Source organism: Segatella salivae DSM 15606, assembly GCF_000185845.1.
Taxonomy (GTDB): Bacteria; Bacteroidota; Bacteroidia; order Bacteroidales; family Bacteroidaceae; genus Prevotella; species Prevotella salivae.
In genome coordinates this window covers 2,907,559-2,912,820 of the sequence record NZ_GL629647.1, presented here as the reverse complement: position 1 = coordinate 2,912,820, position 5,262 = coordinate 2,907,559, and the positions used below count along the sequence as shown (strand labels likewise).

Annotated in this window: 4 protein-coding genes; 1 reads left to right on the top strand and 3 read right to left on the bottom strand. The window is 40.3% G+C overall.

Features of this window, described 5'->3' with window-relative positions; genetic code table 11:
• Positions 1 to 85: 85 nt before the first annotated feature.
• Positions 86 to 1,120 carry a DNA polymerase III subunit delta gene (gene holA, locus HMPREF9420_RS11375; RefSeq protein WP_007135856.1) on the bottom strand — a complete coding sequence of 345 codons (1,035 nt, stop codon included), beginning with the start codon at positions 1,118 to 1,120 and terminating at the stop codon, positions 86 to 88.
• Between the two features lie 110 nt (positions 1,121 to 1,230).
• Between holA and HMPREF9420_RS11370 the strand changes: the two genes are divergently transcribed.
• Positions 1,231 to 1,710 carry a type I restriction enzyme HsdR N-terminal domain-containing protein gene (locus HMPREF9420_RS11370; RefSeq protein ID WP_044078947.1) on the top strand — a complete coding sequence of 160 codons (480 nt, stop codon included), beginning with the start codon at positions 1,231 to 1,233 and terminating at the stop codon, positions 1,708 to 1,710.
• A 215-nt stretch (positions 1,711 to 1,925) separates the two neighbouring features.
• On the opposite strand, the gene nrdG is transcribed toward HMPREF9420_RS11370, so the two are convergent.
• Positions 1,926 to 2,435 carry an anaerobic ribonucleoside-triphosphate reductase activating protein gene (gene nrdG, locus HMPREF9420_RS11365; protein ID WP_044078945.1) on the bottom strand — a complete coding sequence of 170 codons (510 nt, stop codon included), beginning with the start codon at positions 2,433 to 2,435 and terminating at the stop codon, positions 1,926 to 1,928.
• 64 nt (positions 2,436 to 2,499) lie between these two features.
• Positions 2,500 to 4,722, bottom strand: coding sequence for an anaerobic ribonucleoside triphosphate reductase (locus HMPREF9420_RS11360; RefSeq protein ID WP_044078944.1), 2,223 nt, complete (start codon positions 4,720 to 4,722; stop codon positions 2,500 to 2,502).
• Positions 4,723 to 5,262: the final 540 nt, after the last annotated feature.

Below are 5,262 nucleotides of genomic sequence, written 5' to 3'. Positions count from 1 at the left end.
GCTTATTTTTAGTGATTTAACCCTAAAAAAAGTGCCCCTTTGGAGCACTCATTCTACGAAAAAATAAGGTAAAAATAGGGCATTTTTAGTGCAAAATGAAGAAAATTAGCTCCTTCATCAGCTCACCTGGACCCGTATTTGGGTTGTCTAACCCCTTACTTTTGGCATCTATTTCCCTAATCTTAGAAATTATCTGCATGGTTTTCATTCCCGAGTAATTTCGCATTCCGATAATATACTCTTTGGCAGCCCATGCATTTCTCAATTCCAAGTAATTCGCAACAGCATTTTCATTGTTTCTGTTTGGCGCATAATATGCTATCATCAGATTTTCGAAGTAAGTAAAGATCATTGGGAGAAATGAAAACAATGATCCAGCCTTTGGATTGTTGTCAAAATATTTTATAATTAAATTCGCCTTGTAAATGTCACGATATATGATTGCGTTTCGTAGTTCGAAAGCATTGAAATCTTTACTTACTCCTATCTCCTTTTCAACCACTTCAGGAGTCACTCTCCCATTCGTTGTCAAACGAGACAACAACAACTTATCGAGTTCCGAGGTTAATCTATTGAGATCAGCTCCTACATGATCGGCTATCATCTGTGCCGCTTTCGGTTCGATGGTGACTTGATGTTGGCGCAAATAAGTTTCGATAAATCCAGGCAACTCACGCTCATAGAGTTTCTTACTCTCAAAGATGACGCCACCACCAGCCTGTGCTGAAGGGATAATCTTCTTTCTTTTATCAATACTTCCGTTCTTATGACAGAGCACAAGTATCGTAGAAGCGACTGGATTTTTGAAATATTTCTCCAACGCTTCTGTACCTTTAAGATTTTGCGATTCTTTCACAATAACGACTCGTTTTTCGGCCATCATCGGATAAGCCTTGGCAGAATCTACGATTTGCGAAGCCGTAACATCAGCTCCAAAAACGATATTCTGGTTGAAATCACGCTCTTCTGGTTTCAACACATGCGTCGCAATATAATCTGAAATCTTATCAATATAATAGGATTCCTCACCCATTAATATATAAATAGGTGAAAAACGGCGCGCTTCCAAGTCGCGCATAATCGTTTCATACGATGGTCCTGTATTTTTCTTTTCAGGCATCTCGCTATATTATTTTAATTGTTTATCTTTGCAACAGACTGAAAACAAAAGCTTCATCAAAAACGAAAAGCAAGCTCTTCAGCCGTTTCTATTTTTGCAAAAATAATAAAATGATTCCATTAAACCTACCTGATTATGAAATAAAGTTATCGGGCTCACCGACAAAACCAATGATTTTCGATATTCTTCGTGGCAAATATGTCGCCCTCACTCCTGAAGAATGGGTACGTCAACACTTTGTCCACTTTTTGATAAATCATAAAGGTTACCCCGCAACCCTTTTGGCAAACGAGGTCAAACTCAATGTTGGCGATAAAAAACTTCGTGCAGATACGGTTCTCTATTCACGTCAACTCAAACCGCAGGTCATTATCGAATACAAGGCGCCTCAAATTGAAATCACACAGAAAGTGTTTGATCAGATAATGGTTTATAATATGCTGCTCCACGTAGACTATCTCATTGTGTCTAATGGGATAAAACACTACTGCTGTAAAATTGATTATAACAATCAAAAATATTTATATTTAGAGGACATCCCTAACTACGATATTATTTTACAGAATGAAGTAGAAATCGATTCAAAATAAACGTTTTTATTTCATGCTGATTTAAGGAAATAAAAACAAACAGCACCAAATCATCGCACAATCTACGCCTTTTCATCGCACATTATGACGCATTTTGGCGCCTAAAATAACGCATTTCGCGATGCATACTGCATGGGATTAAAAATAACGCCCTATACATCACAATAAAGAAAGAAAGGAAAAGCAAAACGACTTGGCATTTGCAGCGAAGTGCATCAAATGCCAAGGTCCATCGGATGATAATCAAATAGCACGGCAACACCCTCTTCTAACGAGCGCTTTACATCTATAAGTCGCTGATTTCTGCTCCCTCTGAAGATTAAATCTGTGTCACGTTGTGCCTCAATATAAGGGCCATCAACGAGCACATCTATATATTGTAACAATGCTTTTTGACGCTCATTCTGCAACAAATTCTCAAAAACGAAGCCGCTATAACACCAGATTGTCTTCTTCGTTTCAGCCTTAATAGCCTTTGCCAAAGCCAAAAAGCCTTCGGGTTGGAACATTGGATCGCCGCCCGTAAAGGTCACATTGGCAAATGGGTCTTTCTTGATTTCACGCAGAATCTCTTCTGTTTCCATCATCGTTCCATGATGAATATCCCACGATTGCGGGTTATGACAGCCGGGACAAGCATTCGGACATCCAGCACAATAAATGGAAGTACGGAATCCTGGCCCATCAACCATCGTGTCGTGCACTATACTCAATATGCTAATCATTTGTTATTTTCAACACAAAACATCAAAAAAAATCCCCTCCCTTCTTATCGGGAGGGGAACAATATTATTCACATTTGCCATCGACATGCGTCACGCGGTCGTTGAGTTCGGCCAATTTTCCCTGGTTCCAACGGTCGGTTGTACCCACCAAATAGCCTGTAATGCGTTGCAATTTATCGATATGTTGGCTACCACATTTAGGGCAAACATCGAGCTTTGCGTCTGCATTCTCATAGCCACAATCCATACATCGGTTGCGGTTATGATTCACACTGCCGTATCCAATGTTTAGTTTGTCCATCATATCTACTACATTTGAGATGACTTCCGGGTTATGCGTTGCGTCGCCATCTATCTCTACATAGAAGATATGTCCACCTCGAGTTAGGTCGTGATATGGTGCTTCTATCTCTGCTTTATGCAAGGCAGAACACTTATAATAGACTGGAACGTGATTGGAATTTGTATAGTAATCGCGGTCTGTAATGCCTTCTATTGCACCATAACGCTTACGATCAAACTTTGTGAAACGACCAGAAAGACCTTCTGCAGGCGTAGCCAACACACTATAGTTATGCTGATAACGCTCAGAGAATTCATTGACACGGTCGCGCATATAGGTCACAATCTTCAGTCCTAAGGCTTGCGCTTCATCACTTTCTCCATGATGTTTGCCTACCAAAGCCTTCAAACATTCAGCTAAACCAATGAAACCAATTCCTAAGGTGCCCTGATTGATAACACTTTCTATCGTGTCTGAGGGCTGTAACTTATCGCAATCAATCCATAATTTGGTCATTAACAGCGGGAATTGCTTGGCAAACGCGGTCTTCTGGAATTGGAAACGATCGTCAAGTTGCTTTGCCGTTATCTCAAGCATACGGTCAAGTTTGGCAAAGAAAGCATTGATTCTTTCCTCCTTATCCCCTATTTGCATGCACTCAATGGCAAGCTTAACGATGTTTATTGTGGTAAAACTTAGGTTGCCACGAGCTACACTTGTCTTCGCGCCGAAGCGGTTTTCAAACACTCGAGTGCGGCATCCCATCGTAGCAATCTCCCACAAATAACGCTTCGGATCGTCTGCTTTCCAATTACTATTCTGGTTGAAAGTGGCATCAAGATTCAAGAAATTAGGGAAGAATCTGCGTGCAGTTACCTTGCAAGCTAACTGATAAAGGTCGTAGTTTCGGTCTTCGGGAAGGTAGTTTACCCCACGTTTCTTCTTCCAAATCTGTATGGGGAAGATGGCTGTTTCACCATTACCTACACCCTCATATGTAGATTTCAACAACTCGCGCATAATGCAACGACCTTCTGCAGAAGTATCTGTTCCATAGTTTATAGATGAGAAAACCACCTGATTTCCACCTCTACTATGGATAGTATTCATGTTATGAATGAAGGCTTCCATAGCCTGATGCACGCGGTTTACAGTCTTATTCATTGCATGTTGGCTAAGACGCGCGTCACCTTCTAAGCCATCAAGTTCCTTCAACAGGAAGTCATCAAAAGCTATATCATAAAGCGATGAAAGGTCACGCCCAGTGAGTTTCTCCAAGTTTTTCACCTCTTCTATATAAGAACTGCGTACGTAGGGCGCAAGATAGAAGTCAAAAGCTGGGATAGCTTGCCCTCCGTGCATCTCATTTTGGCATGTTTCCAAAGAGATACATGCCAAGACTGCCGCCGTCTCTATACGCTTTGCAGGGCGTGAAGAGCCATGTCCGGCAACAAAACCATGCTCAAGAATATGGTCAAGCGGATGCTGAACACAAGTCAAACTCTTTGTGGGATAGTAGTCCTTATCATGAATGTGAATATAGTTATGAGTCACTGCATCGCGCACTTCATCTGCCAACAGGTAGTCATCAACGAAAGGTTTCGTTGTTTCTGATGCGAATTTCATCATCATACCAGCAGGCGTATCTGCATTCATATTGGCATTTTCACGCGTAACATCATTGTTTTTGATGTTCACAATCTCCATAAACACGTCGCGTGTCTTGGCCTTTCGTGCAATACTTCGTTGGTTTCGGTAAGCTATATAGCGTTGCGCCACGTCCTTTCTTGCACTCTTCATGAGTTCCATTTCTACGGAATCCTGAATCTTTTCCACGGTCATTTGGCTCTTGCCATGAATGGAAATATGGTCTGTTATCTTCTGAACCAGCGCGTCATCCTCGCCCTTTTCTGTGTGCATCATGGCCTTTCTGATGGCTGCCATGATTTTCTGCTCGTTGAAACCGACTATTCGTCCGTCTCTCTTTACTACTGTTTGTATCATTTGTATAAAGGTGAATATGTTTTGATTTCCATTGCAAAGATAGCACATTAAATATTAAGTTTATCATTTTGGACAACTTTTCGCGTGTTAATAAATGTCAAGTCATTAATTAACAACACGTTACAAAAAGTTTTGGAAAACTTTGTTTATTTCATCAATTAAATTAGTTTTCAAAATGGAAAACAAAAGATTACAAAACAAAGTTATGGATATTACATTTTAAGCAAGCTGAAACATAAACGAAAAATCAAAGGGAAACTATAGGAATTCCATGTACTTCAAGGCCTTACCTCACTAAAAACGGCATTAAAACACCCTACATTTTACGCAAAATGTAATACACTTTATCACATGGCATGATGTATTACGCGCCAAAAGATTCGGGATAAAACAAAATAAGGTTCCATGACCTGGGTTGTAATTTCTATGGAATCACTCGACAATTTGAGTCATTTCACCATGTGATTTGAGTCAAAAAGCAAGGCAAACTATGCCAAATTGCAAAGCAAGCTGATAGAGGCGATATCTGCTTGGGATTAA